Annotated in this window: 16 protein-coding genes; 6 read left to right on the top strand and 10 right to left on the bottom strand. The window is 71.0% G+C overall.

What is annotated here, in order from left to right; genetic code table 11:
- The first annotated feature begins 152 nt into the window (after nucleotides 1-152).
- The 3 genes from KUF83_RS31505 (at nucleotide 153) to KUF83_RS31495 (ending at nucleotide 3520) form a co-directional block, all read left to right on the top strand.
- A complete protein-coding gene (locus KUF83_RS31505) occupies nucleotides 153-668 on the top strand; it encodes a tetratricopeptide repeat protein (RefSeq protein WP_217458403.1) in 516 nt (171 codons plus the stop codon).
- Between the two features lie 82 nt (nucleotides 669-750).
- Complete coding sequence (locus KUF83_RS31500; RefSeq protein ID WP_217458402.1) at nucleotides 751-2685, top strand: hypothetical protein; 1935 nt, start codon at nucleotides 751-753, stop codon at nucleotides 2683-2685.
- Between the two features lie 118 nt (nucleotides 2686-2803).
- Nucleotides 2804-3520, top strand: a complete 717-nt coding sequence (locus KUF83_RS31495; RefSeq protein WP_217458401.1) for a TetR/AcrR family transcriptional regulator — start codon at nucleotides 2804-2806, stop codon at nucleotides 3518-3520.
- Between the two features lie 111 nt (nucleotides 3521-3631).
- Here KUF83_RS31495 and KUF83_RS31490 read toward each other — a convergent pair whose 3' ends face one another.
- The 8 genes from KUF83_RS31490 to KUF83_RS31455 all read right to left on the bottom strand — a co-directional run bounded on the left by KUF83_RS31490 (nucleotide 3632) and on the right by KUF83_RS31455 (nucleotide 18343).
- On the bottom strand, nucleotides 3632-3988 hold the full coding sequence (locus KUF83_RS31490) for a 5-carboxymethyl-2-hydroxymuconate Delta-isomerase (RefSeq protein ID WP_217458400.1): 357 nt from the start codon (nucleotides 3986-3988) through the stop codon (nucleotides 3632-3634).
- Between the two features lie 41 nt (nucleotides 3989-4029).
- Complete coding sequence (locus KUF83_RS31485; RefSeq protein WP_217458399.1) at nucleotides 4030-5652, bottom strand: fused response regulator/phosphatase; 1623 nt, start codon at nucleotides 5650-5652, stop codon at nucleotides 4030-4032.
- Nucleotides 5653-5723: 71 nt separating this feature from the next.
- On the bottom strand, nucleotides 5724-11171 hold the full coding sequence (gene pulA / locus KUF83_RS31480; RefSeq protein ID WP_217458398.1) for a pullulanase-type alpha-1,6-glucosidase: 5448 nt from the start codon (nucleotides 11169-11171) through the stop codon (nucleotides 5724-5726).
- A gap of 398 nt (nucleotides 11172-11569) precedes the next feature.
- Complete coding sequence (locus KUF83_RS31475) at nucleotides 11570-12952, bottom strand: alpha-amylase family protein (protein WP_217458397.1); 1383 nt, start codon at nucleotides 12950-12952, stop codon at nucleotides 11570-11572.
- A gap of 148 nt (nucleotides 12953-13100) precedes the next feature.
- The gene (locus KUF83_RS31470; protein WP_217458396.1) at nucleotides 13101-14783 is read right to left on the bottom strand and encodes an alpha-amylase family glycosyl hydrolase; all 1683 of its coding nucleotides are present in this window, start codon (nucleotides 14781-14783) and stop codon (nucleotides 13101-13103) included.
- Between the two features lie 202 nt (nucleotides 14784-14985).
- Complete coding sequence (locus tag KUF83_RS31465) at nucleotides 14986-15897, bottom strand: sugar ABC transporter permease (RefSeq protein ID WP_217458395.1); 912 nt, start codon at nucleotides 15895-15897, stop codon at nucleotides 14986-14988.
- 13 nt (nucleotides 15898-15910) lie between these two features.
- Nucleotides 15911-16915 carry a carbohydrate ABC transporter permease gene (locus tag KUF83_RS31460; protein ID WP_217458394.1) on the bottom strand — a complete coding sequence of 335 codons (1005 nt, stop codon included), beginning with the start codon at nucleotides 16913-16915 and terminating at the stop codon, nucleotides 15911-15913.
- Nucleotides 16916-17068: 153 nt separating this feature from the next.
- The gene (locus KUF83_RS31455) at nucleotides 17069-18343 is read right to left on the bottom strand and encodes an extracellular solute-binding protein (RefSeq protein WP_217458393.1); all 1275 of its coding nucleotides are present in this window, start codon (nucleotides 18341-18343) and stop codon (nucleotides 17069-17071) included.
- Nucleotides 18344-18818: 475 nt separating this feature from the next.
- Between KUF83_RS31455 and KUF83_RS31450 the strand changes: the two genes are divergently transcribed.
- Nucleotides 18819-19853, top strand: coding sequence for a LacI family DNA-binding transcriptional regulator (locus KUF83_RS31450; protein WP_308403215.1), 1035 nt, complete (start codon nucleotides 18819-18821; stop codon nucleotides 19851-19853).
- A 98-nt stretch (nucleotides 19854-19951) separates the two neighbouring features.
- Nucleotides 19952-20824 (top strand): phosphatase PAP2 family protein, encoded by an 873-nt coding sequence (locus KUF83_RS31445; RefSeq protein WP_217458391.1) that lies wholly within the window; start codon nucleotides 19952-19954, stop codon nucleotides 20822-20824.
- Between the two features lie 20 nt (nucleotides 20825-20844).
- Here KUF83_RS31445 and KUF83_RS31440 read toward each other — a convergent pair whose 3' ends face one another.
- Nucleotides 20845-21768, bottom strand: coding sequence for a LysR family transcriptional regulator (locus KUF83_RS31440; RefSeq protein WP_254644655.1), 924 nt, complete (start codon nucleotides 21766-21768; stop codon nucleotides 20845-20847).
- A 71-nt stretch (nucleotides 21769-21839) separates the two neighbouring features.
- Here KUF83_RS31440 and KUF83_RS31435 point away from each other — a divergent pair, with 71 nt between their 5' ends.
- Nucleotides 21840-22853, top strand: a complete 1014-nt coding sequence (locus KUF83_RS31435; RefSeq protein WP_254644654.1) for a DMT family transporter — start codon at nucleotides 21840-21842, stop codon at nucleotides 22851-22853.
- Between the two features lie 67 nt (nucleotides 22854-22920).
- Here the strand turns inward: KUF83_RS31435 and KUF83_RS31430 are convergent, their stop codons facing one another.
- Entirely contained in the window at nucleotides 22921-25917 is a 2997-nt protein-coding gene (locus tag KUF83_RS31430; protein WP_217458390.1) for a bifunctional [glutamine synthetase] adenylyltransferase/[glutamine synthetase]-adenylyl-L-tyrosine phosphorylase, read from the bottom strand.
- Nucleotides 25918-26121 lie beyond the last annotated feature (204 nt).

Below are 26121 nucleotides of genomic sequence, written 5' to 3'. Positions count from 1 at the left end.
GCATGACGGCACAGGTGAACGGTTCCGTATTACCGGCACCGCGGGGCACAGCGCAGTGACGTGGACCACACCGGCCATCGAGGGGGCGGCCCTCAGTGATGATCGCGTAAAACCGGTGCGGGTCGCGGGCACACCCGTGCGAGGCTGACCCCATGACGGCAGAGACCGCGGCAGCGGACTGGGAAGAGCGTGTGACGGCCGCCTGGGCCGGCTTCGACGACCACCCGCAGGACCGGGCGGCCGACTTCCGCGCGGTGATCGACGGGCTCGTCGCCGAACTGCCCGCCGACAGCCCGGTCGGCCCCTTCGAGCAGGCCTGCGCCTGGGACTCGACCGGCCATTCGGACAAGGCCGTGCCGCTGTACCGGGAGGCCCTGGCGCGCGGGCTCGACGGATACCGGGGGCGGCGCGCGAAGATCCAGCTGTCCAGTTCGCTGCGGAACCTCGGACAGGCGGAGGAGGGCGTCAAGCTCCTCACACCCGAACTCGACGGCCCCTCCGACGAGTTGGACGACGCCGTGCGGGCCACTCTCGCGCTGTGCCTGGCGAGCCTGGGCCGCGAGCGCGAGGGGCTCTCCCTCGTCCTGGGCGCGCTCGCCCCCCACCTGCCGCGCTACCAGCGCTCGATGGCGAACTACGCGCGTCTGCTCGTGGCGCCGGAGAAGTAGTTCCGGCGCGGACCCGGAGCAACTCCCCACGGACTCGGGGCAGTCCAGGTGACCAACCACCGATTCGCTCGTTCTGCTGAACGTGCAGTCACAGGATGTCGCCCCGCGCCCCCGCCCCGCATCAGCCGCCGCCTGCGGACCGGTGGTCGACGTAGAGCAGGCCGAGGCCGCGCTCGTCGAGCACTACCCGCGGCTCGTCCGGCTCGCCTATCTGGTACTGCCGCCGAGCCTCGGCCGCAACCGCCGGGTGCTCACCGCGCACGCGCTCACCCAGCGCACCCTGCCCCGCGGCCGGATCTCCGGTGACGCCACGGTCGTCCCGGCCCAGAAGAGCGCCGCCCCGGGACGCGACGGAGATCCCGGATACGCGTACGTGCGCCTTCGCGTGCTGCGTTCGGCGCTGGAGGCCGGCCGGCCGCTGACCTTCCGGGCCTGGCCCAAGCGGGCGCAGCTGCCGCCGCTGCTCCCCCAGGTGTGGGGCCTGCGGCTCTTCCCGCGGTCGGGCGGAGCCGACGAACTCGCCCTGGACCAGAGCCTGTCGGCCCTGTCCGCCCCGGCCCGTGCCGCCTACGTCCTGCGCGGACTGGAGCGGCTGGCCGACCCGGACGTGCGCAAGGTGCTGGCCGCGGCCGGCGAGGACGACCCGGCCGCCGCCCTCGCCGAGGCGGACGGCGTGGACGCACGGCACGAGCTGCTGGTGTCCCCCGAGTTCGACCCGTGCTCCCTGCACGCCCGGCCCACCGATCTGATGCGGCGCCGCCAGCACACGAAGGCGGCGATCGCGGCGGCCGCCGCGGTGGTGGTCTGCGGGGCGCTCCTCGGCCTGCCCGGCGAGGGCTGGGGACCCGACGGGGCGGCCGCGCCCCCGTACGCGCGGAACCCGTCGGCCCAGGCCGCCCTGGACCCCAGCAGGCTCACACGGGTCCCGGCGGTCGCGTGGCAGTCGTCCGCGCGCACCGACTTCTCCGTGTGGCCCGCGCGCGGCACACTCACCGGCGACAAGGCGCTGCTGCGCCGCGCGCTCGCCGTCTGGGCCCGACCCGGCGGGTCCGTGCAGGTTTCGGCCACCCCGGGCACCCCGGCGGGCGCCCCGCCGGGACCGCCCCAGCTGTTGTTCGCGGGCGAGGTCGACCAGAGCCGGGTCGTGCTCCTCCACGACGGGCTGCGCATCGTGCGGTACGCCGAGCCGAAGGACGGCACCCAGGGCGCCGCCCTCGACTTCGCCCGGGTCGACGGCGCCACGGGGCCGGACGCGAGCGCGGTGGTCCTGGGCCGTGCCGACGGCAACGTCCGCTATCTGACGGCCCCCTGGGTGCGTACCGCCGCCGTGCGCGACCTGCTGAAGTCCGGCGCCGGTACGACCCGGCTGGCACGCACGGCCGACGGGGTCACCGAGCCGTTCGCCAGTCCGGCCCAGCAGACCGGCGCGTGCCGCTCCTGGAACGCGCTGGAGCTGACGGACCGGACGGGCACCCGGCTGACGACCGATCTCGGGGAGCTGACACCGGCCCGGCTCACCTCGGGACGCCCAGGGCGGCCCCACGACGCCTCGGCGGCGACCTGGGCGCCGCTCGCCTGCTCCCTCGCGGACGTCCGCGGCCAGGGGGTCCGCTCGGTGAACTCCTGGCAGTACGCCCGCCAGCCCCTCCCCGACGCGAGCGGCACCGCCGACTGGCTGTGCACCCGGGCCGACACCTGGCGCGGCGGGGGCCCCCGGGTGCTCGCCCAGTTCCACGCCCCCGGGCAGCCGTACGGCGCGGTCGTGGCGAAGGCGGAGAACGTGGCCGCCTGCAGCGCGAAGGACCCCCATGTCCTGGCGGGTGTGCTGTGGAAGTCCGCCACGGGCGGCTGGTACCTCCTCGCCGCCGGAAGCAAGGACACGGCGTCGATCCGTGCGTCGGGCGGGGTGAGAGGAACCGCCCGCGGGAACCTCCTCGACGTACGGACCGAGCAGGGCGCCCAGGCGGGCCTGGAGGGGACGCTGGCCGGCGGAAGGCAGATCGCCGGGCTCCGCTGAGCCGGGCGGCCGGGGCGGACGGCCGGGGCAGGCGGCCGGGGCACATGCGGCCGGGGCAGGCGAACATCCCTGCGGCACCGGTCCGTTCGCGGCCGGATCCGATCGGTAAGGTGTTCGTATGACTACCGGGGTGCGTCGCAGGATGGGCGTCGAGGAGCGGCGACAGCAGTTGATCGGCGTCGCCCTCGACCTGTTCAGCCGACGCTCACCCGAAGACGTCTCCATCGACGAGATAGCCTCCGCCGCGGGCATCTCACGACCGCTGGTCTACCACTACTTCCCCGGCAAACTCAGCCTGTACGAGGCGGCGTTGAAACGTGCCTCGGACGACCTGGCGGAACGTTTCATCGAGCCTCGGGAAGGCCCGCTGGGCGCCCGGCTGCTGCGGGTCATGCGGCGCTTCTTCGACTTCGTGGACGAGCACGGTCCCGGTTTCGCGGCGCTGATGCGCGGCGGCCCGGCGGTCTCCGCGGGCGGGGTCCCCTCGATGAAGACGGTCAACCACGCGAACGCCCTCATCGACGGCGTCCGTCAGGCCGCGTACGTCCAGATCCTGGCCCATCTGCGCGTCGACCGGCCGCCGGCCCGTCTCGAACTGGTCATCCGGTCGTGGATCTCGCTGGCCGAGGCGACCGCCCTGATCTGGCTGGACGGCCGCCGTATCCCGCGCGGCGAGCTGGAGGCCCAACTGGTCCACGACTTCGCGGCCCTGGCCGCGGTGAGCGCCGCGTACGACCCGGAGATGGCGGCGATCCTGCGAGGCGTCCTGGCCGAGGAACCCGCCGAGGGCCCTTTCGCGGACCTGATGGGCCGCTTGGTCTCCCTGGCGTCCTGACCGAGCGCCCCGAAAAGGGGCGCGGGGAACTGCGCGGTTTTTTCAGGGGCGCGGGGAACTGCGCGACCAGCCCTCACCCACCCGCACGGCGAACCCGGGCTTCGAGGGACGTCAGTCCACGAACTTCTCGTACGACGCGTCCAGATCCCGCACCTCGGCGGAGGCGTGCAGCGCGACCCCCTCCGCCGGCTTCACATGGGCCCGCACCAGCCCGAGCGTCCGCTCGGTCAGCGCGGCCTTGGTCTCGACCGTGCGCCCGGCGAGCAGCGCCAGTGAGACGTGCACCAGGGCGTGCCCCGACTCCTCCGAGCCGACGACGACGTCCTCGACGGGCCGGAACCGCGTCTTGCAGGCCTCGCTCTTCGCGGCGGCCGTGTCCACCACCATGGCGTGCAGCGCGACGGCGAACCCCCGCCGGTCGAAGGTGTCGGCGAGCGACGTGGAGTAGTCGACGGTGATCTGCGGCATGGGCACTCCTGTTCTAGGACAACAGGAGTCACACCCTAGCCTCAGCCCGACGACAGCCTCAGCGCGAGAAGCGCGATGTCGTCCTCGCGCTCACGGCCGAAACAGTCGAGGAGCGTGTCGCAGAGTGCGTCCAGCCCGGGCAGGGCTCCGGCGGAGGCCGCGCGAAGGTGGTCCATCGAGGTCGCGAGGTCCGTGCCCCGGGTCTCGATCAGGCCGTCGGTGACCATGAGGAGCCGGTCGCCCGCTGCGAGGAACAGCTCGGTCGGCGCCGGGTGGGGCAGCCCCACCCCGAGCAGCGGGCCGGCGGCCTTGGCGTAGTCGGCGCTGCCGTCCCCGATGATCAGCGGCGGGATGTGGCCGGCGTTCGCGATGAGCACACGCCCGGTGGCGGGGTCGATCAGGGCCAGGCAGACGGTGGCGGTGACCTCCGGGTGGTAGTGCTGGAGCATCCGGTCGAGGCGCTCGGCGAGCACGGCCGGGTCGCTCTCGTCGACGCAGTAGGCGCGCAGCGCGTGCCGGATCTCGACCATGACGGTGGCCGCCTCCAGCGAGTGTCCGACGACGTCGCCCACCGCGGCGAGCACGCCGTCACGGGTGCGCAGGGCGGCGTAGAAGTCGCCGCCGATCTCGGTCTCCTGAGAGGCGGGCACGTACCGGACCGCGACGTCGAGGCCCGGCAGTTCCGGCAGCCGGTGCGGCTGGGGCAGGAAGCTGTGCTGGAGGGTGAGGGCGACGTGCCGTTCGACCTGGTACATGAGCAGGGGTTCGGCGGCCAGGGCCGCGGCCTGGGCGAGCCGGGCCACCAGCGTCTCCTCCTCGGGATTGACCCTGCGCACCCCGCGGGTGGGCGTGGCCAGGCACACGGCGGCCTTGCCGTCCTGGGTGAGGTTCAGCACCAGGCGGGCGTCGTGCTGCACGCCGGGCCGGAAGAACCCGGCGGGCCACAGCGGCGCGGCCACCGTGGTGATCCGCACCCCGGCCTGTCCGCGGGTCAGGCGCCGGAGCAGCCCGGCCACGGTCCGGTGGGCGCCCTCGTCCGGCAGGGCGAGCGAGGTGCGGTCCCGGGAGATGCCGCGGTACAGCACGTCGTCCGGGCCGAGGAAGAAGACGGCGGCGGGGCCGCCGGTGAGCCGTGCGGTGCCGTTGGCGGCGGCGTCGGCGAGTTCCTGGAGGGAGCGGGCCGCCTGGATGGTGACGATGGTCTCCGACAGGAGCGTCAGCCGCCGTGCCAGCGCCTGGTCGTCGGCCCGCAGCCGGGCGGCGCGCACCGCGGCCCGGACGACCGCGTCGATCTCCTCGGGCTCCGCGGGCACCGTCACGAACGCCTCCCCGCCCGCGTCCAGTCCCCGGCAGCGGTCGCCGGGGGCCACGGGCGAGGCGGAGAAGTGCACGACGGGCAGGCCTGCCATGTGCGGCCGGTCCTTGAGTCTGCGGCACAGTTCGAAGCCGCTCATGTCCGGCAGGGTCACGTCGACGAGGGCCACGTCGGGCAGGGTCCCCCGGCGCAGCCGTGCGTCGAGTTCGACGAGCGCCTCGTGGCCGGAGGCGACCGGGACCACCTGGTGGCCGGCCCGGCGCAGCAGGGCGGCCATGGCATACCGGCCGGCCGCCACGTCGTCGACGAGCAGCACGGTCGCGTCTGTCCGCTTGCCGTTGACGTCCATCTGCCAGTCCTTGGACACACCGGTGGGGCGGACCCGGGATTCCGGGTCCGCCCCACCAAGGTAGTGCCCTGTCAGGAGGTCCGGGAGAATACGGCCACGGTCCGTCCGGGAACGGCGAACGTGCCCGATGCCGGCTCGTAGGAGGCGGACTTGACGGTAGGGTCCGCGCCCCCGGCCTGAACGGGGTGCAGTTCGTACGCCGTGCCCTTGAGATCCGTCACTCTCTGTTCCCGTGTCGTGGGTGTCGCGTTGAAGACGACGACGAGGTCGCCGAGTTCCATCGTGATCACGCCGGGCGTCTCGTCCGCCCCGGACAGCGGGAAGGACAGCTTCGACTGCACCTGTTCCGCGGTACCGAGCCCGAAGTCGCCCTCGGTCGTGCGGATCCGCAGCAGATCCCGGTACGCGGCCGCGGCGCCCTCGATCTGCGGGCAGCCCACCTTGAGTCCCGCCGCCGTCAACAGAGGCCTGCCGTAGGGCCACTTGGGCTCGTTGTCGGCGGCCGGCGGCAGCCCGCGCCCGAATCCGTTGCCGTCCCGGCAGTCCCAGTGGACGGCGTTGAACCAGTCACCGCTGTCGTACGAGTTGCGGTCCAGGGACTTGGACCGCAGCAGGTCGGTGCCGGCCTGGGAGAGCGCCGGGCCCTGCGACAGGGTGGCCGTGGCCATCGCGAGGACCTGCATCCGGGCCCGGTCGGCGGCCGGGGTGTCCTTCGGCAGCTTGAAGGCGAGCGCGTCGAACAGTGACTCGTTGTCGTGCGCGTCCACGTACGCGAGGGCGTCGCCCGGCGCGTCCGCGTATCCGGCGGGGGCCCCGTTGTAGTCGACCTCGGAGCCCTTCACCTTCTTGCCGCTGGTGTCGGTGAAGCCGTAGTGCGCGAGGTTGCCGGACAGGCCCACCTTGATCAGGTCCTGGTAGTGCAGGAGACGGGCCTTCTGCTCGGCCGGGGTGCCGTTGCCCTTCGAGGAGTTGGGGTCGGTGTAGAGGCCGGACGCGAAGCCCTGGACGCCCGGGTCCTCGTCGAAGGGGCCGCCGCCGCGCACGGCGTCACGTGCCCGGTCGGAGAAGGTGGCGATGCCGGTACCGGCCATGTTCTTCTGCGTGGCCTGGACGAAGCGGGCGTCGTCCGCGATCTCGCCGAAGTTCCAGCCCTCGCCGTAGAGGACGATCTTCTTGCCGTCGACGCCGTCCTTGGCGGGGGTGAGCGCGTCGAGGGCCTTCCGGACGGCCAGGATGTTGGCCTTCGGGTGGTGGCCCATGAGGTCGAAGCGGAAGCCGTCGACCTTGTACTCCTTGGCCCAGGTGACGATCGAGTCGACGACCAGTTTGCCCATCATGGCGTTCTCGGGTGCCGTGTTGGCACAGCAGGTGGAGGTGGCGACGCCGCCGTCGGCGAGGAGCCGCTGGTAGTAGCCGGGGACCACCTTGTCGAGCACGCTCGTGTCTGCCTGCCCGCTCGCGGTGGTGTGGTTGTAGACCACGTCCATGACGACCCGCAGGCCGTCCTCGTTCAGCGACTTGACCATCTTCCGGAACTCGACGGTACGGTCCGTCCCGTCGGGGTCGGTGGCGTACGAGCCCTCCGGGACCGTGTAGTGGTACGGGTCGTAGCCCCAGTTGTAGGCGTCCTTCGCGGCGGTCTTCGCCACGCACTCCTGCTGCTTGTCGGAGTCTGCGGCGTAGGAGGCGAGGTCGCAGTCGGTGGCCGCCTGGTCCGCCTTGCGCTCCGGGATGGTGGCGATGTCGAAGGCGGGCAGCAGGTGCACGTACGAAGTCCCGGCCTCGGCGAGCTTCTTGAGGTGCCTGGAGCCCGCGCTGCCCTTGTCGGTGAAGGCGAGGTAGGTGCCCTTCTCCTTGGCGGGGACGGTCTTGTCCTCGACGGAGAAGTCCCGGATGTGCAGCTCCTGGATCTGCGCGTCCTTCAGCGGGACGGCCTTCGGCTTCTTCAGGCCGGACCAGCCGCCCGGGGCGAGGGCCCTGTCGTCGAGGTCGACGACGAGACTGCGCGCGGAGTTCGCGGTGAGGGCGACCGAGTAGGGGTCGGTGACCTTGTTGGTGACGACCTCGCGGACGCTGGGCGCCCACACCTTCACGACGTACCGATAGGCCTTGTTCTTCCAGGAGGCGGGGCCCGAGACGGACCACACGCCGGTGGCACCGTCCCGTTTCATCGGCACGGATTTCGCCGAGGAGCCCTTGTCGCCGATCTCCAGCTTCACGTCCTGCGCGGTGGGCGCCCACACGGAGAGCGTCGGCCGGCCCTTCGTGAACGTCGGCCCGAGATCCGCCTTCGTGGCACCGCCGTACAGGTCGTCGAGCACGCCCGCGATCTGTACGCCGGTCGCCGCGAGTACCGCCCCGTTGGCGGCCCGCTGGGAGGCGACCAACTGGCCGCGCAGGGCCTCGCGCACCCGGTCGCGGTCGCGCGGGTCGACGGACCAGGCCGTGTACGCCTTCAGGTGCGGGAACCTGGCCTTCTGGGCGTCGGTCAGTGAGGTCTTCCCCAGCCTCAGCCACCGCTCGTCGTCGCTGGTGAGCGTGCCGTTCGCGGCCTTGATGCTCCCGTCGCGCGAGTACAGCAACTGCGTGGACGCGGCGCTCTCGTCGCCGTTCCAGGCGACCGTGTTCCGGTCGATCCACACCGCCTTGGAGGTGGTCAGGTCGAGCGCGGCCGCGCTGCCGACGGGCTGCGGGAGGAGGTACTTCTCCTGGCCGCTCAGCAGCCACACCTCGTGGCCGTTCGCCGTGAGGTCGAGCGACTGGTCGGTGGGCAGGTCCTTCTCGTCGCCCTTGTGGAGGATGTAGCTGAGGCTGGTGGCCCCTTCGGCGAGCGGCACCTCGTAGACGGCGCCGTACGCGTCGGTCCGCACCGGCTCCAGGGGCTTCGACCAGTCCGTGGGGTTCGCGGCGCCGGCCCAGGTGTGCAGGCCCCAGCCGTCGTACTTCCCGTCGGCGCGGTGGTGGTGGAGCACGGCCTTGGACTTGTCCGGCGCGGGGTAGTCGGCGTCCGGCCGCTCGGTGCGTACGGCTTCCTTGCCCTGCTCGACCCAGACCTCGCCCGTCCTGGTGACGTCGATCGTGCGGTCGGCGGAGACGTCCTTGGTGCCGTCCTTGTCGATGACGAGGAAGCTCACGTCCGACGCGCCCGGCTTCAGTTTCACGTAGGCGAAGGCCCCGTAGGCGTCCCGGCCGGTGAAGTCGTGACCGTCCGGCCAGGTGGTCGCCTCGCCGTCGGCGATGTCGCCCCAGGCGTACAGCCGCCAGTCGGTGTAGTCGCCGTCGGCACGCTTGTAGTGGACGACGGCGTACTCCCGCGAGGAGGCCGTCGGGATCTCCTCGGCGGGCGGGGTGCCGGTGGTGGAGGCGGCCGTGGCACTCGCGGTACGCCCGGCCGAGTCGATCACAACGGCCTTGTAGCGCAGGGCGGTTCCGGCCGGTACGTCGTCACCGACGACCTGGGTGACCTTGTACGGGGCGTGGTCGGCGGAGCCGAGCGTCTTCCATCTGCCGTTGCCGACCTGGGCGGCGAAGACGACGCGGGGCAGGTGCCCGCCGTCGATGTCGGCCGTCAGCTCGACGGTGCCGGTGGCGCCCGAGGCGGGAGCTTTCAGGGTGACGGCGGGCCTGTCCGCCGGCGCGTCCGGCCTGCCCGCCGCTCTGTACACGACCGAGGAGCGGGCCGGGACGGTGACGGTGACCTTCTGGTCGGAGCCGCTCCTGAGGGACTTCTCGGTGCCGTCGGTGCCGTGGATCCCGCGGAACGTCATGTCCGCGGAACCGGTCGCGAAGGTGGCGCTCTTCGCCTCGCCCGCGTTGTTCACGGCGACGACGTACTCGATGCCGCTCTTCGCGTCCGTCCGGGAGAAGGCGTAGACGCCTGCGCCGTCGGCCGCGTACCGCTCGGTCTGGATGCCGTCGGCGAGGGCCGGGTTGGCCTTGCGGAGCTTCGCGAGCGCGGCGATCTGCCGGTACAGGGGCGCACTCGTGTCGTACGCGTCCTCGGCGTGCGTGCGGTCGGTGCCGAGCTCGTCGTCGTCCAGGTAGTCGGCGGTCTTCGAGGCGAACATGGTCTGGCGGGCGTCCTTGTCGCCGCCGGCGCCCGTGAAGCCCTGCTCGTCGCCGTAGTAGACGACGGGGTTGCCGCGGCCGAGGAACATCAGCTCGTTCGCGAGCCTGTCCTTCTTCACCAGTTCCGCGTCGGAGGCCAACGGATCGTCCTGCTTGAGGAAGGTGCCGATGCGGCCCATGTCGTGGTTGCCGAGGAAGGTGACCTGCTCGTACGCGTTGGCCTTGTCCGTCGTGTACTTGTAGTCGTCCCCGAAGACCGAGGCGAGCCGCTTCGCGCTGCCGCCCTGCGAGACGTAGGCGCGCGCCGCGTCCTGGAAGGGGAAGTCCAGCGTGGAGTCGAGGCGGCCCTCGGTGACGTACGGGGAGGTGATCGACGTGTCCGCCGAGTACACCTCGCCGAACATGAAGAAGTCGTCGCGGCCCTGCTTCGCCGCGTACGCGTCGAGGGCGGTGGCCCACTGGGTCCAGAACTCCGTGTTGACGTGCTTGACGGTGTCGATCCGGAAGCCGTCGATGTCGAAGTCCCTGACCCACCGCTGGTAGATCCGCTCCATGCCGCGGACGACCTCGGGACGCTCGGTCCACAGGTCGTCGAGACCGGAGAAGTCGCCGTACGTGGAGTTCTCGCCGGCGAAGGTCGAGTCGCCGCGGTTGTGGTACATCGACGTGTCGTTGAGCCACGAGGGCACCTTGACGTTCTTCTTCGCGGCGGGCACGACGGGCGTGCGCGGGAAGGAGTCGTCGTCGGTCTGCGGGAAGTCCCGGGTGCCGTCCGCGTGGTCGGCGTCGTCGAAGGGCTCGCCGTCCTTCGTCAGGTACGGGAAGGCGCCCTTGGAGAGGTAGGAGTAGGACTTCTCCTCGTAGTCGACGACGTCGGCCGTGTGGTTGGTGATGACGTCGAAGAAGACCTTCATGCCCTTGGCGTGGGCCTTGTCGATGAGCTTCTCGAGGTCCGCGTTCGTGCCGAAGTGCGGGTCCACCTGCGTGAAGTCGGTGATCCAGTAACCGTGGTAGCCGGCCGAGGCGTCCTTGCCGGTGCCCTGCACGGGCTGGTTCTTGAAGATCGGCGCCATCCAGATGGCGGTGGTGCCGAGCCCTTTGATGTAGTCGAGCTTCTTCGTCAGGCCCTTGAGGTCGCCGCCCTGGTAGAAGCCCTTGTCGGTGGGGTCGTACCCGGTGTCGAGGCGGGAGCCGGTGAGGCCGCCCCTGTCGTTCGACGTGTCGCCGTTGGCGAAGCGGTCCGGCAGGACGAAGTAGAACTGCTCGCGGGTGAGGTCGTTGCGGGCCGGCGTCCTGGCCAGGGCCGCGTCCGACGGGGGTGCGGGCGGGGCGGCCGCGCGGGCGGCGAGGGGCTGGACGAGCGCTGCCGCGAGAGCGGCCACGGCGACGGCCGCGACTCGTCTGCGCTGCGCGGAACGGCGCACCCAGGGCGCCGGCCATCTCGGTATCACAGGCGTGAACTCCTTGCGATTACGGCTCAATCGGGTCCGACCCCGCGCGCCGCGGCACGGCTACGGTGCCGGGCGCCCGCGTGACGGTATCGCCAACGAAAGCCTTACAGCAAGAGTCTTGAAAACAACAGCAAGATATTTCAGCGTCAATCTTGGCGGTTGTTCCCCTTGCAGGCGTTCCCCTTGCCCGATGTGTGGCCGAATGCGCGACGGAAGACCTCGATGGAGACCTCGCCGAAGGCACCGGTCACCCGGAGCTCCGTGGTGCGCTCACGGTGACCGCCGGGCCGGGGGCGTACCCGTCCCCGGCCCGGCGGTCCACGTACCCGTGGCGCTGATCCTGCCGCCCACCCCGCGCCGGCCGGCGGCGCGCACGCCGCCCGAGCCGGACGCGGCTGTCAGCAGCTCGACTTGCCCGCGTGGACCGCCAGTGCGGTCTGGGAGGCGAGGGTCGCGGTGAGCCGGCCCGAGCCGTCGACCGTCACGGTCGTGTTGCTCTGCACGTTGCAGTACGTGCCCGCCGCGAGCGAGGTCTGGTAGGTGCGGGTCAGCGACGACGACTCGTGGTTGACGGCCACGAAGCCCTTGCCGCCCCGGCCGAACGCGATGGCGTCGCCCCCGTTGTCCCACCAGTTGGTGACGGACTCGCCCCGGGTGGCGTTGCGGAAGGCGACCATCGACTGGATCTCCGGCCAGGCGTGCTGGCACTTCCAGCCATCCTGCCAACAGGCGTTGACCGTACCGCCGTTCGGCGGGCCCGCGTCCGTGGAGGAGAACTCGTAGCCGGAGTTGATGTCGGGCGCGCCGTACGGGTACGCCAGCATGAAGACGTTCGCCAGGGTGTAGTTGGCGTTGTCCTTGTAGCTGAGCGTGGAGCCGTTGCGCTCGGTGTCGTGGTTGTCGACGAAGACGCCCGAGACGCCACTGGCCATGTAGCCCCAGCCCTCGCCGTAGTTCTTCAGATAGGCGAGGTTCTCGTTGTTGAAGACCCGCTTGAGGTCGAACGCGTACCGGAACTCCTGCACGTCGCCGGTGCCCGTGTACTCGGTGGGCTGGACCGCCTCGCCGGAGCCGAAGATGGCCTCCTGCTTCCAGTACGCGGACGTGTTGCTCAGCCGGCCCTTGATGTTGGCGAGGTCGGCGGCCGGGATGTGCTTGGCCGCGTCGATGCGGAAGCCGTCGACGCCCAGCGAGAGCAGGTCGTTGAGGTACTTGGCGATGGCCGAGCGGACGTACTCCTCGCCGGTGTCCAGGTCGGCGAGCCCGACCAGCTCGCAGTTCTGTACGTTCCCGCGATCCTGGTAGTTCGTGATCTGCGCGGTGCAGTTGTCGAAGTCGGGCGCGGAGTACAGCCCCGGGTAGGTGTACTTCGAGTAGGACGAGCCGCCCGTGCCGGTACCGCTGCCGGCCGACATGTGGTTGATCACCGTGTCGGCGACGACCTTCACCCCGGCCGCGTGGCAGGTGTTCACCATGTTCTGGAAAGCCGTACGGTCGCCGAGGCGCCCGGCGATCCGGTAGCTGACGGGCTGGTACGAGGTCCACCACTGCGAGCCCTGTATGTGCTCGGCGGGCGGCGAGACCTGGACGTATCCGTAACCGGCGGGGCCCAGTCGGTTGGTGCACTCCTTGGCCACGGAAGCGAAGTTCCACTCGAAGAGGACGGCGGTGACGTCCTTGGTGCCCGGAGGGGCGGCGTACGCGGTGCCCGTGGTGCCCGCGGGGAAGACGAGCGCGGCCGCCGCGAGGGCGAGCGAGGCGCGGAGAGCTCTCTTGGCCATGGGGGGGGTCCTTCTCCGTTGAAGGTTCTTGCTGCAAGATTCAACCGCCAGGCGGTGCGCCAGATAGTAGAAGCCCGCCTTCCAAAGCGGAAGACGGGCTTCTGAAAATGCCGGAAAGTTCTTGCAGAACCCCTCGGTTGATGAACGGTCAGTCAGCGATCCACCACACCGTGGCGTCGGCGGGCAGCTTCGCCTCGCCGTCGTCCGTCACGGTCACCTCGCCGCTCGCGAGCAGCACCCTCCCGTACGCGGGGACGGTCACCGACTCACCGCCGGTGTTGGTGGTGCAGGCGAACGCCCCCCGCCGGAAGGCGAGTACGCCCTCGGGCGCCTTCAGCCACTCGACACGGTCGCCCGCGCCGAGGTCGGCCCGCTCGCTCCGGACGGCGAGCGCGGACCGGTACAGCTCCAGGGTCGAGCCCGCGACGCCGGTCTGCGCCTCGACGCTCAACTCACCCCATCCCGAGGGCTGCGGCAGCCAGCTGCCACCGCTGCCGAAGCCGTACGACGAGCCGTCCCGGGTCCACGGGATCGGCACCCGGCATCCGTCGCGGAACCCGTCCTGGCCGGCGCCGCGGAAGTACGCCGGGTCCTGGCGCACCTCGTCCGGCAGGTCGACTACGTCCGGCAGGCCCAGTTCCTCGCCCTGGTACAGGTACGCGGAGCCCGGCAGTGCCAGCATCAGCAGGGTCGCCGCGCGTGCCCGGCGCAGGCCCAGTCCGCGGTCCCCGGCGGTGCGGATCTGGGTGCCGAGCCCCGCCGGGTTGGCGAACCGCGTCGCGTGCCGGGTCACGTCGTGGTTGGACAGCACCCAGGTGGCGGGAGCGCCCACGGGACGCATCGCGTCGAGGGTGCGGTCGATGCAGGAGCGCAGTTCCCCGGAGTCCCAATGGGTGCTCAGGTACTGGAAGTTGAAAGCCTGGTGCAGCTCGTCGGGGCGCACGTAGTTGGCGGTGCGCTCGATGGTCGGCGTCCACGCCTCGGCGACGAAGATCCTCTCGCCCGCGTACTCGTCGAGGACGATCCGCCAGGCCCGGTAGACCTCGTGCACACCGTCCTGGTCGAAGAACGGCATGACATCGTTGCCCAGCAGCTTGAGCTGCTCGTGGGATCCAAGGTCCGGCAGCCCGTCCGCCTTCACCAGCCCGTGTGCCACGTCGATACGGAATCCGTCGACACCCATGTCGAGCCAGAACCGCAGGATGGAGCGGAACTCGTCGCCGACGGCCGGGTGGTCCCAGTTGAAGTCGGGCTGTTCGGGCGCGAAGAGGTGGAGGTACCAGTCCCCCGGGGTGCCGTCCGGCTCGGTGACCCGGGTCCAGGCGGGGCCGCCGAAGATGGACTCCCAGTCGTTGGGCGGCAGTTCGCCGTTCGCGCCCTTGCCGGGACGGAAGTGGTAGCGCTCCCGCAGCGGCGAGCCCGGCCCTTCCGCGAGAGCCCGCTTGAACCACTCGTGCTGGTCGGAGGAGTGGTTGGGCACGAGGTCGACGATGATCCGCAGGGCGAGGTCGTGGGCGTCGCGGATCAGCGCGTCGGCGTCGAGGAGGTTGCCGAACATGGGGTCCACGGCCCGGTAGTCCGCCACGTCGTAGCCCGCGTCGGCCTGCGGCGAGGCGTAGAAGGGGCTGAGCCACACGGCGTCCACACCGAGGTCGCGCAGATACGGGAGTCTGGAACGTACGCCCTCCAGGTCGCCCATGCCGTCGCCGTTGCTGTCGGCGAAGCTGCGCGGATAGACCTGGTAGATCACCGCGTCGCGCCACCAGTCGCGGCGGTCGGCGACGGTTGCGAGAGCGGAGTTCGGTGCCGGGTCGGCGGAGTGCTGGCTCATGGCTTCCTTGGTACGTAACGGAGTCATCGGGTCAGGGTCAGGTAGGCGGCGGGGTGATGAGGCGGCCGCGGTCACAGCGGGGTCGGATGGTGACCACGGCCGCCACCCGCGCGCCCCAAAAGGGCGCGGGGAACTGTGCGACCGGCCACGACGGCGCCGCAGTCGATCGACGGCGGACGCATCGCGGCCCTTCAGGGGAGCGTCACCCCTTCGTGCCGCCCGCGGTCAGTCCGGTCACCAGGTTCTTCTGCACAAGGTAGAAGAACGCGGAGACCGGGATCGCCACCAGCACCGCGGTGGCGGCCATGAGGTTGCGCTGAGCGTCGTGCTCGCTGACGAAGCTCTGCAGGCCGACCGCGAAGGTGTACTTCGTGTCGGACAGCATGAACGTCGAGGCGAACGCGACCTCGCCGAACGCGGTGATGAAACTGTAGAACGCGGCAACGGCCAGGCCGGGCTTGGCGAGCGGCAGGATCAGCCGCGTGAACGTGCCGAAGGGCGAGAGCCCGTCGACGCGCCCCGCCTCGTCGATCTCGAAGGGGATGGTGTCGAAGTAGCCCTTGAGCAGCCACGCGCAGTACGGCACCGCGGTCGAGCAGTAGACGAGGATCAGGCCGAAGTAGTTGTCGATGAGCTGGAGTTCGCTGAGGATCTCGTACATCGGGACCATCAGTACGGCGACCGGGAACATCTGGGTCACCAGCAGCACCCACATGAACTTCCGGTAGCCGGGGAAGCGCATGCGGGAGACCGCGTACCCGGTGGTGGCGGCGACCATGACGCCGATGACGGTCGTCCCCAGCGACACGATGAGCGTGCTCTTCAGCCAGTCGAAGAACGGCGTGTGCTGCAACACGAACGAGTAGTTGTCGAACGTCATCTTCCCGAGGATGCCCCCGGGGTGCAGGTAGTCGTCCTTGTCCGGCCCGAGGGACAGGTAGATCAGCCACGCGATCGGGAAGAGTGCGATCAGGCTCGCGACGCCGAGGATGCCGTGCGAGGTCAGGGTTCCGGCGAGGCTGCGCTCGCCGCGTCGTGGTCCCTTGCCCGCCGGCGCGGTGCCCGCGGGATCCCTGTCCGCCGGGGCGGAGGACTTGACTGTCGTGGTGCTCATGGGGACTCCTGCCTCAGATCGCGAGCTGCTGCTCGTTGCGGGCCAGCCAGCGTCGGTAGACGGAGGTGAAGACGATCAGGATCGAGAGCAGCAGGACGCCGTACGCGGCGGACTGCGCGTAGTCGCGCGGCTGCTGGCCGAATCCCAGGTAGTAGGCCCAGGTGACGAGGATCTGCGCGTCCGGTGCGGTGTCGCCGAAGAGCAGGAAGATGATGGCGAACTGGTTGAACGTCCAGATGACGCCGAGCAGTACGACGGTGGAGCTGACCGACCGCAGGCCCGGCAGGGTCACGTGCCGGAACCGCTGCCAGGCGTTCGCACCGTCCATCTCAGCGGCCTCGTACAGGGCGCCGTCGATGGACTGCAGGCCGCCGAGCAGCGAGACCATCATGAACGGCACTCCGCACCAGGTGTTGACCATGATGGCGGCGAACCGCTGCCAGAAGGTGTCCTCCAGCCACAGCGGTGTGGGCAGATGCACCGCGTCCAGCATGGAGTTGATGACTCCGCCGTCGGCGAGCATGAAGCGCCAGCCGAAGACGGTGACGAACGTCGGCACGGCCCACGGCAGGACGAGGACGAGGCGGTAGAAGGTCCGGCCCCGCAGCTTCTGGTTGAGCAGCAGGGCGAGACCGAGGCCGATGGCGTAGTGGAGCAGCACGCACAGGGCCGTCCACACGATCGTCCAGATGAAGTGCGACCAGAAGCGGTCGTACGCGGTGGGGCCCCACAGGATGTCGGCGTAGTTGTCGAGGCCGATGAACTTGTAGGTGGCGTCGATGTGGTTGACGCCGATCGTGCGGGCCGAGTTGAGGCTGTTGGCGTCGGTGAACGTCAGGTAGATGCCCCGCACCAGCGGATAGAGCACCAGCACACCGAGCACGAGGACCACCGGGGCGGTCATCGCGTACGCGTACCAGTACTTCTGGTACGAGTGCTTCATGCGCTGGAGCGGACCGGGGCGTGGGGCCCGGTCACCGCGGCGCTTGCCGGTCGCGCGGTCGATGACGACTGTCATGGTTCGACACCTTCTGGAAAATCTGGCGTTGGGCGCACGTCTGGAGGCTCGACGGGCGGGGCGTGGACGCCTACCGGTTGCGGTGGCGGTCGCGCGCACGGCCGGTGGCCGCGGGATCCGTCCCCCCTGAGAGGATCCCGCGGCCACCCGGGCTCACTTGCTGAAGTCCGGGACCAGCTTGGCGATCGCGGTCTCCGCGTTGCCCAGGCCCTTGTCGAGGGACTCCTTGCCACCGGCGATCTTCGGCAGCTCGGTGTCGAGCGGGCCCCACAGCGAGCTGTACTCGGGCAGCGCCGGGCGCGGCTGGGCGGCGGAGAGCACGCCCTGGTAGCCGGCGATGCCCGGGTCGGACTTGACCTCGGTGGTGTAGGCGTCGTCGCGGGTCGGCAGCGTGGAGTTCTTGAGGGCGATGGTCTCCTGGGACTTCGCCGAGGTCATGAACTTCAGGAACTTGAGCGAGGCCTCCTGGTGGGCCTTGTCCGAGCCCGCGTACACGGAGAGGTTGTGGCCGCCGGTCGGGGCGCCCGCCTTGCCGCTGGAGCCGGCCGGGACGGTGGCGATACCGAGGTTGGTCTTGTCCTTGAAGGCCGAGCCCTTGTAGAAGTTGGTGATCTCCCACGGGCCCTGGACGATCGAGGCGACCTTGCCGTTGACGAACGCGTCCTGGATGTGGGCGTACGCGTCGGCGGTGGTGTCGGCCTTGTGCAGGCCCTTGCCGTCGAACAGGCCCTTCCAGGTGCCGTAGGCCTTCTTGGCCGCGGGCGAGGCGACAGTGATCTTCTTGGCGTCGGCGTCGACCGTGTCGGTGCCCTCGCCGTAGAGGAAGGACTGCGCGTAGTAGGCCTGGGTGGATCCCCAGTAGCCGTCGACGCCCGTCTCCTTCTTGATCGTCGCGGCGTCCGTCTTGAGGTCGGCCCAGGTGGTGGGCGCCCCGTCGATGCCGGCCTTCTTGAAGAGTTCCTTGTTGTAGACCAGCGCGAGGGTGTCGGTGACCAGCGGCACACCGTACGTCTTGCCCTCGTACTTGGCCTGCTCGATCAGGCTGGGCTGGAACTTGCCCTGGTCCGCGAGGGCCTCGGTGCCGTCGAGCGGCAGGAAGAAGCCCTTCTTGGCGAACGCGGGGGTCCAGCCGACCTCGGAGCGCAGGATGTCCGGGGCGCCCTTGGAACCGGCGGCGGTGTCGAACTTGTTCTGCGCCTGGTCGAAGGGCACGTTGACGTACTTGACCTTGATGTCCGGGTTGGCCTTCTCGAATGCCTTCGCGAGGGCCTTGTACGTCGGTGCCTCGTTCGTGGCGTTGGACGTGTCCCACCACGTGATGGTGACCGGGCCGTCCGCCTTGCCACTGTCGTCGCTGTCTCCGCCGCAGGCCGTCGCCGCGAGGGCGAGGGACGCCACCAGTGCGGTGGCCGCTATGCCACGCCGCATGAGTTCTCCTTGAGGGTGAAAGCCCGTGTGCTCGAGGGAGCGGCCCCGTCCGCCGCCCCTCCCGACTCGCCGACCGCACCGTTGCCGCCGTCGGGCGACGTGAACGTAACAGCGATGAAAGCGGCGCGAAAGACCTTGCAGCAAAAAAGTGCAAGACCGACGGAGAGTTACCCCGCCGTGACCTCCCCTCGACCACTCCGAGGCCTTGGTACAGGCCCGTTCACCGGGAGTGGAGCCACTGTGCAAGACTCTGCAAGCTCTTGCCACAGCCGTCCGTCGCGGGGATCATCGGCCCGGGGCGCCTTGCAGGAACGAGCCCGTCCCCACGGGCGCACGCGGCGGACAGTGACCGGAATGCCGACCAGAATCACGAGGGAACGCGATGACGCAGCAGCCCGGAGCGGGCCGTCCAGGTGCCCGCACACGGCGTTCTGTCGGTGGGCAGGGCGAGACCCGGCCGGTACAGTCCCATCCCGTGACCACACGGCTTGCCGACATCGCAGCCCAGGCGGGGGTGAGCGAAGCGACCGTCAGCCGCGTCCTGAACGGGAAGCCGGGCGTCGCCGCGACCACCCGCCAGTCCGTTCTCGCCGCGCTCGACGTGCTCGGCTACGAGCGGCCCGTACGTCTGCGGCAGCGCAGTGAGGGGCTCGTCGGGCTGATAACCCCGGAGCTGGAGAACCCGATATTCCCGGCCCTGGCCCAGGTGATCGGCCAGGCACTGACGCGGCAGGGCTACACGCCGGTCCTCGCGACCCAGACCCCGGGCGGTTCCACCGAGGACGAACTGACCGAGATGCTGGTCGACCGGGGGGTCGCCGGCATCATCTTCGTCTCCGGGCTGCACGCGGACACCTCCGCGGACATGCAGCGGTACGAGCAGCTGCGCGGCCAGGGGGTGCCGTTCGTCCTCGTCGACGGGTTCTCGCCGAAGGTGCAGGCTCCCTTCATCTCGCCGGACGACCGGGCGGCGATGGCCCTTGCGGTCACCCACCTCGTGTCCCTCGGCCACACCCGGATCGGTCTCGCCCTGGGTCCCAAGCGGTTCGTGCCGGTGCAGCGCAAGATCGAGGGCTTCGTCCGCACGATGCAGGATCTGCTGGGCCTGACCGCGGACGACGTCGAACAGCGTCTGGTCCAGCACTCCCTGTACACGCTGGAGGGCGGCCAGGCGGCCACGGCGGCGCTGATCGACCGCGACTGCACGGCCGTCGTCTGCGCGAGCGACATGATGGCCCTCGGCGCCATACGGGCCGCCCGGCAGCGTGGCCTCGACGTCCCGAAGGACGTCTCCGTCGTCGGCTTCGACGACTCCCCGCTGATCGCGTTCACGGACCCGCCCCTCACCACGGTCCGCAAGCCGGTTCCGGCGATGGGCCAGGCCGCGGTGCGCACGTTGCTGGAGGAGATCGGCGGGACGCCGGCTCCCCACAGTGAGTTCGTGTTCATGCCGGAACTGGTCGTGCGGGGGTCGACGGCCTCGGCCCCCGGGGACCGCAGTCGTGCGTAAGCAGTAGGGCCCCACCTACTCCAGGTGTAGAACGTGCGACCAGGACCCACCCGAGGGATGATCGGTGAGGAAAGGCTCATCTGGCAGACTCTGTCCCTATGGGTGAGAGCACCGTGACGACACTGGAAGGCCAGGAGCAGGCCCCTCCACAGCCCGTCGCGGACGAGGCGAACGGCCGCGCGGGACACCGTTTCCTGCGCCGGCTGCGTACGCCCCGCCGCCCCCGGCTCTGGTTCGAGATCCTGCTCATCGCGGTGAGTTACTGGACGTACTCACTGATCCGTAACGCCGTTCCGGAGCAGAAGGCGCAGGCGCTGGAGAACGCCGACTGGATCTGGAAGGTGGAGCACCACCTCGGCATCGCCGTGGAGGAGTCCGTCAACCACGCCGTGAACTCGGTGACTTGGCTGATCGTCGGCATGAACTACTACTACGCGACGCTGCACTTCGTGGTGACCCTCGGTGTCCTGGTGTGGCTCTACCGCAGTCACCCGGGCCGGTACGCGGCGACCCGCATGGTCCTCTTCGCGACGACGGGTGTGGCCCTGGTCGGTTACTACCTGTATCCGCTGGCCCCGCCGCGCCTGATGAACGGCGGCGACTTCATCGACACGGTCGTCGTCCACCAGACCTGGGGCTCCATGGCCTCCGGCGACCTGAAGAACATGTCGAACCAGTACGCGGCGATGCCCTCCATGCACATCGGCTGGTCCCTGTGGTGCGGCCTGACGATCTTCGCCCTGGCCTCGGTCCCCTGGGTCCGCGTCCTGGGCCTGCTCTACCCCACGGCGACCCTGGTGGTCATCGTCGCCACGGCCAACCACTTCTGGCTGGACGCGGTGGGCGGCATGGCGTGCCTGGCGTTCGGCTTCACGGTCGCGAGGCTCTGGTACGGCTCCCTGCCGTACGCGCTGCCGCAACTGGTCCCGGCGAGAGAGCCCGGCCGGTTCCGGCTGCCGAAGAAGGCCTAGCCGCGGGCGGAGCGACCTGGTCAGGAAGCCGCGCCGCTCCTCTCCGCGGCCTCCCGCAGCGCCGCCAGGAAGCTGCGCAGGGCGGGCGTCGGGGCCGCCGACTCCCGTACGGCCGCGAAGATCACCCGTGCCGGCTCCGGCCGCCGGACCTGCCGTACGGCCACGTCGGGGTGCGGGCTGCCGAGGCCCAGCCGCGGGACCAGGCTCACGCCGAGCCCCGCCGCGACGAACCCCTGCGCGGTCACGTAGTCCTCGCTCTCCACCACGAACCGGGGCCGGAACCCGGCGGCCTCGCACGCCGAGAGCTGCGCGTCGAGACAGGGCCCCGGCCACTCGCTGCCGACCCAGGGCTCCTCGGCGAGGTCGGCGAGCGCCACGGTCCGCCGCCCCGCCAGCCGGTGCCCCTTCGGCAGCACGGCGAGGTACGGATCGTCGAGCAGCCGCACCAGCCGTACGCCACCCGCCCCCTCCTCCTCTTCCCGGTCCTCGGCGTCCGGCCGCACCACCAGAGCCAGGTCCGCCCGGCCCTCCCGGACGGCCGGCAGCGGGTCCTCGGGGTCGATGAGCTTCAACTCCACCTGTACGCCCGGGTGTTCGACTCGTACCCGGGCCACCGCCGGGGCGACCAGCGCGGCCCCCGCCGTCGCGAAGTACCGCACGGCGAGCCGTCCCGTGCGCCCCTCCCGCAGGTCGTCGAGCGCGGTCTCCGCCTCGGCGACCTGGCGCCCGATGGCGTCCGCGTACTCGGTGAGCAACAGCCCCGCCCGGGTGGGCCGCACACCGCGCCCCACCCGTTCGAGCAGGGGGGTGCGGGCCTCCTTCTCCAGCACCGCGATCTGCTGGCTGACCGCCGACGGCGTGTAGCCGAGCCGCGTCGCCGCCGCCGTCACGGACCCGCTGGTCACCACGGCCCTCAGCATCTGCATGCGTCGCACATCAAGCATGTAGGTGAGGTTAACAGTGCATGCAAGATCTTTCACTTGTCCTTACAGTCCCGTTGGCGGACCGTGGACGCATGCCGCTCACCTCTTCCCTGCGCATGGCCGCCCTGGCACTCCTGTGGGGCTCCGGATTCCTCTGGATCAAGATCGCCCTGAACCACGGTCTGTCCCCGGCCCAGATCACCATCGCCCGCTGTGCGCTGGGCACGGGCGTACTTCTTCTCCTGGCACGCTCGGCGGGCCAGCGCCTCCCCCGCGACCGCGGGACCTGGGCCCACCTGATCGTCGCCGCCCTGTTCTGCAACGCCGTCCCGTTCGCTCTCTTCAGCATCGGCGAGCAGACGGTGGACTCCGGTGTCGCGGGCGTACTGAACGCGACGACCCCCCTCTGGTCACTGCTGATCGGCATCGGCCTGGGCACGGACCGCGGACTCGGCCGCACCCGCCTGACCGGCCTGTTCCTGGGCTTCGCGGGCACGCTCCTGATCTTCGCCCCCTGGCACCGCTCGGGCCTGCTGACCTGGGGCGCCCTGGCTCTCCTGGCCGCCGCGGCGAGCTACGCCGTCGCCTTCGCGTACATGGCCCGCACGCTCACCGGCCGGGGCGTGCCCCTGGCCGTCTCCGCCGCCCAACTTTTGACCGCCACCGCCTGGACCACCCTGGCACTCCCCGCGGCCGGCCCGCCGCGCACCGACGCCACCGGCCTCTTGGCGATCGCCGCCCTCGGCATCCTCGGCACCGGCGTCACCTTCTACCTCAACTACCGGCTGATAGCGGAGGAGGGGCCCACGAGCGCGGCCACGGTCGGCTATCTGCTCCCGGTGGTCTCCGTGGCGCTGGGCGCACTGGTACTGGACGAGGAGATCGGGCTGCGCGTGATCGTGGGCATGGGAGTGGTCCTGGCAGGAGTGGCACTGAGCCGCCCCCGCCGCGCCGGCGTCCCGGACGGCATCACGGCCCGTCCGGCGGTGTCCGAAGACTCCAAGGACTCCGAGGACGCCGAGGACTCCAAGGACGGCGAGGCTCCGACGCGCGGGCTGAAGCGGGGGCTCGAGGGCGCGGCGGCCCTGAAGGGACAGGACGGGTAGGGGCGGCGGCGGGGCACCGGATTCGGGTGCGGCCGCGTGCCCGCTGACCGGCTCGCCGCCCGCGAGGTCACGCCCCGTAGAACCGCTCGTCCACCACGGCCCGGGCCCGTCGCGTCGTACGCCGATAGTCGTCGAGCATGTCCCCCACGTGACCCGGCCCGTACCCCAGGTACCGCCCCACCGCCGCCAGTTCGCGCCCGTCGGAGGGGAACGTGTCGCCGGCCCGCCCGCGCACCAGCATCACGGCGTTGCGCACCCGGGTGGCGAGCACCCAGGCCTCGTCCAGGATCCCGGCGTCCTCGCCGGAGATCAGCCCGGCCGCACACGCCGCGGCCAGGGCCTCGCGCGTACGCGTGGTCCGCAGCCCCGGCTCCGCCCACCCGTGCTGGAGTTGGAGCAGCTGCACGGTCCACTCCACGTCGGACAGGCCGCCCCGTCCCAGCTTGGTGTGCAGCGTCGGGTCGGCCCCGCGGGGCATCCGCTCCGACTCCATCCGGGCCTTCAGCCGCCGGATCTCCCGCACGGCGTCCTCCCCGAGCCCTTCCGCCGGATACCGCAGCGGATCGGCGAGCTCCAGGAACCGCTGCCCCAACTCCTCGTCCCCGGCGACGACTTCGGCCCGCAGCAGTGCCTGCGACTCCCACACCAGCGACCACCGGCGGTAGTAGGCCTCGTAGGACTTCAACGTCCGTACGAGCGGGCCGGACTTGCCCTCGGGCCGCAGGTCGGCGTCGATGAGCAGCGGCGGGTCGGCGCTGGACATCTGCAGCAGCCGCCGCATCTCGGAGACGACGGCGCTGGCGGCCCGGGCGGCCTCCTCCTCGCCCACGCCGTCCCGGGGCTCGTGCACGAACAGCACGTCCGCGTCGGACCCGTAACCCAGTTCGTGTCCGCCGAAGCGGCCCATGCCGATGACGGCGAAGCGGGTGGGCAGGGTGTCGCCCCAGCCGTCCCGGACGACGGCCCGCAGGGTGCCCGCGATCGTCGCCGCCGTCAGATCCGAGATGGCACCCCCGACCAGGTCCACCAGCGCGCCCTGGTCGGCGTTGGCCGGCGTCTCCTCGGTGCCGTACGAGCTGACGATGTCGATGGCAGCCGTGCGGAACAGCTCCCGCCGCCGCACGCCACGGGCGGCGTTGACCGCGGCCTCTCCCCCGGCGGCCCGTCCCACCGCGGAGAGGATCTCCTGCTCCAGATGGGGCCGGGCCCGGGGTTCGAGGCCGCCGCTGTCCCCGTTCCCGAGCAGTGCCACGGCCTCGGGCGCGCGCATCAGCAGGTCGGGGGCGAGCCGCCCGGCGGACAGGACCCGGGCGAGGTTCTCGGCGGCGGCCCCCTCGTCCCGCAGCAGCCGCAGGTACCAGGGCGTCTTGCCCAGCGCGTCCGAGACCTTGCGGAAGTTGAGCAGGCCCGCGTCGGGGTTGGCGGAGTCCGCGAACCAGCCCAGCAGGACGGGCAGCAGGGTCCGCTGGATGGCGGCCTTGCGGGAGACGCCGGAGGCCAGCGCCTCCAGGTGCCGCAACGCGGCGGCGGGGTCCGCGTAGCCCAGGGCGACCATCCGCTCCCTGGCCGCGCCCGGACTCAACCGGACTTCGCCCGGCGCGAGTTGGGCGACGGCGTCGAGCAGCGGACGGTAGAAGAGCTTCTCGTGGAGGCGCCGCACCACACCGGCGTGCCGTTTCCACTCACGGTTCAGCTCGGTGACGGGGTCGGTCCGCAGCCCGAGCGAGCGCCCGATACGCCGCAGATCGGCCTCGTCCTCGGGCACGAGGTGCGTACGCCGCAGCCGGAAGAGCTGTATGCGGTGCTCCATGGACCGCAGGAACCGGTAGGCCTCGTCGAACTGGACGGCGTCGACGCGCCCCACGTACCCGCCCGCGGCCAGCGCCTTCAGGGCGTCCAGCGTGGTCCCGCTCCGCAGCGAGGTATCGACCCGGCCGTGCACCAACTGCAGCATTTGTACAGCGAATTCGACGTCCCGCAACCCGCCGGGCCCCAGCTTCAGTTCACGCTCGATCTCGGCGGGCGGAATGTTCTCGACGACGCGCCGCCGCATCTTCTGCACGTCGGTGACGAAGTTGTCCCGCTCGGCGACCTGCCACACCAGCGGTGACAGCGTGGCGACGTACTTCTCGCCCAGGTCGACGTCCCCGGCGACGGCCCGGGCCTTCAACAGGGCCTGGAACTCCCAGGTCTTGGCCCACCGCTGGTAGTAGGCGAGGTGGCTGCTGAGCGTCCGTACGAGCGGTCCGTTGCGCCCCTCGGGCCGCAGGTTGGCGTCCACGGGCCAGATGGATCCCTCGACGGTGGTCTCGGAGCAGATCCGCATCAGGTGGGACGCCAGCCGGGTGGCGGCCCGCAGGGCCTTGTCCTCGTCGGCTCCCTCCACGGCCTCACCGACGAAGATGACGTCGACGTCGGACACGTAGTTCAGCTCGTGGCCACCGCACTTGCCCATCGCGATCACCGCGAGACGGCACATCGCGGCGTCCTCGGGCGCGGCGGTCCGGGCGATGGCGAGCGCGGCCCGCAGGGTGGCGGTCGCGAGGTCGGCGAGCTCGGCCGCGGCCTGCACGACGTCGGTCGTCCCGCACACGTCACGGGCCGAGATGGACAGCAGGCACCGCCGGTAGGCGACCCGCAGCGACACGGGATCGGTGGCGTCGGCGAGCCCGCGCTCGAACTCCACTACGCCCGGGTGCAGGTCCTGCGCCTCGTACGTCACGAGGGCCTGCCAGTCGAGGGGATGGCGCGCGAGGTGGTCGCCGAGCGCGGTGGACGCGCCGAGGACCCCGAGCAGCCGGTCGCGCAGCGGCTTCGACGCGATCAGCGTGTCGAGCAGTTCCCGCTGTCCCGCGGGGCTCTCCTGCGCCTCGACGAGTCGTACGAGCCCGAGCAGGGCCAGATCCGGGTCGGCGGTGGCTCCCAGCGCGTCGAGCAGCACCGGGTCGTTCGTCACCGCCGCGAGTTCCGCGCTGTCCAGCAGCCGCTCGGCGGCCGACGGATCGGTGAAACCGTGCCGCAGCAGACGCGTGAAGGTACTGCTCCTGCGTCCCGGCACCGTCATCCCGGCCTCCGTCCTCCCACACGATCAAGGTCGTACGGGGTCGAGCCTAACCGGAGAGCCTGGGCGAAGCGCCTGGACGCGGAGGACGGTTTCGACGCCCCACGCGCCTCGGCCACCGTCACGGGCCACCGCGCCGGCCCGCCCGCTCCCCTGGGCGCTGACCGCGCGAGGGGAGCCGACGGCCGCGCGAGGGGGGAACGGGTC

Origin of the sequence: Streptomyces sp. BV286 (assembly GCF_019090165.1) — a bacterium.
In the GTDB taxonomy this organism is placed as follows: domain Bacteria; phylum Actinomycetota; class Actinomycetes; order Streptomycetales; family Streptomycetaceae; genus Streptomyces.
The sequence above is the reverse complement of the archived record's forward strand: the minus strand, read 5'-3'. Positions and strand labels throughout refer to the sequence as shown.

What these genes read in the sequence shown, in the direction of transcription:
- KUF83_RS31505 (WP_217458403.1), top strand. Translation starts at nt 153, where the DNA reads ATGACGGCAGAGACCGCGGCAGCGGACTGGGAAGAGCGTGTGACGGCC.
- KUF83_RS31495 (WP_217458401.1), top strand. Translation starts at nt 2,804, where the DNA reads ATGACTACCGGGGTGCGTCGCAGGATGGGCGTCGAGGAGCGGCGACAG.
- KUF83_RS31490 (WP_217458400.1), bottom strand. Translation starts at nt 3,988, where the DNA reads ATGCCGCAGATCACCGTCGACTACTCCACGTCGCTCGCCGACACCTTC.
- KUF83_RS31485 (WP_217458399.1), bottom strand. Translation starts at nt 5,652, where the DNA reads ATGGACGTCAACGGCAAGCGGACAGACGCGACCGTGCTGCTCGTCGAC.
- KUF83_RS31475 (WP_217458397.1), bottom strand. Translation starts at nt 12,952, where the DNA reads ATGGCCAAGAGAGCTCTCCGCGCCTCGCTCGCCCTCGCGGCGGCCGCG.
- KUF83_RS31470 (WP_217458396.1), bottom strand. Translation starts at nt 14,783, where the DNA reads ATGAGCCAGCACTCCGCCGACCCGGCACCGAACTCCGCTCTCGCAACC.
- KUF83_RS31465 (WP_217458395.1), bottom strand. Translation starts at nt 15,897, where the DNA reads ATGAGCACCACGACAGTCAAGTCCTCCGCCCCGGCGGACAGGGATCCC.
- KUF83_RS31460 (WP_217458394.1), bottom strand. Translation starts at nt 16,915, where the DNA reads ATGACAGTCGTCATCGACCGCGCGACCGGCAAGCGCCGCGGTGACCGG.
- KUF83_RS31455 (WP_217458393.1), bottom strand. Translation starts at nt 18,343, where the DNA reads ATGCGGCGTGGCATAGCGGCCACCGCACTGGTGGCGTCCCTCGCCCTC.
- KUF83_RS31445 (WP_217458391.1), top strand. Translation starts at nt 19,952, where the DNA reads ATGGGTGAGAGCACCGTGACGACACTGGAAGGCCAGGAGCAGGCCCCT.
- KUF83_RS31440 (WP_254644655.1), bottom strand. Translation starts at nt 21,768, where the DNA reads ATGCTTGATGTGCGACGCATGCAGATGCTGAGGGCCGTGGTGACCAGC.
- KUF83_RS31435 (WP_254644654.1), top strand. Translation starts at nt 21,840, where the DNA reads ATGCCGCTCACCTCTTCCCTGCGCATGGCCGCCCTGGCACTCCTGTGG.
- KUF83_RS31430 (WP_217458390.1), bottom strand. Translation starts at nt 25,917, where the DNA reads ATGACGGTGCCGGGACGCAGGAGCAGTACCTTCACGCGTCTGCTGCGG.